Source organism: Psychrobacter sp. Pi2-51 (assembly GCF_904846665.1).
GTDB classification, from domain to species: domain Bacteria; phylum Pseudomonadota; class Gammaproteobacteria; order Pseudomonadales; family Moraxellaceae; genus Psychrobacter; species Psychrobacter glaciei.
On record NZ_CAJHBP010000068.1, the window covers coordinates 1 to 596 of the forward strand.

A 596-nucleotide genomic window follows, 5' to 3' on the forward strand; every position below is an offset into this window, starting at 1 on the left:
ACATAGACTATTAAATAATATTAATAATCATTTTTCTGACTGTTTAATATAACTGAACTTTGCCCATTTTTCCTTCGCCGCGCTCGGTCAGATATTTCATCACCGGTGTATTCATCAATTTTGATTCTGCTACCGTCTTTGCTTGCACCAGACGCTTTTGTTGACGACGCTCAGGTGTCTTGTCATCCGCTTGCATGACGCTACCATCGATTTGCAGATCAATATCTGCCTGTATGAACTGCTGTTGCAGTTTTTCTGCCAGTTGCTGAAAGGTTACCTGCAAGTGCTTACTGTCAACGCTGGTAACAAAGGTCGATTTGCCATTACATAGACCCGTCATCATACCTTGACGAGCAAGTGCCAATTCATCTTGTGCCAACATCTTGGCTTCACGAGCGGTTTGTAACCAATAATCCCATTTCTCTGGTGTCCACTCGCCTATCAATTCTTGCGGTGCGCAGCGTAACAACGTGCGTGGATCATCAGATTCAGACAGTAATTGAGAATCATTTGCGTCAGGCTCAACAACGGGTTCAGGCTCAACAACGGGTTCAGGCTCAACAACGGGTTCAGGCTCAACAACGGGTTCAGGCTCA

Annotated in this window: 1 pseudogene; it reads right to left on the reverse strand. The window is 45.1% G+C overall.

Annotated features, from left to right (window positions below):
• Positions 1 to 43: 43 nt before the first annotated feature.
• Positions 44 to 596 (reverse strand): annotated as a pseudogene (locus JMY08_RS13930) (DNA polymerase III subunit gamma/tau); the annotation flags it as partial.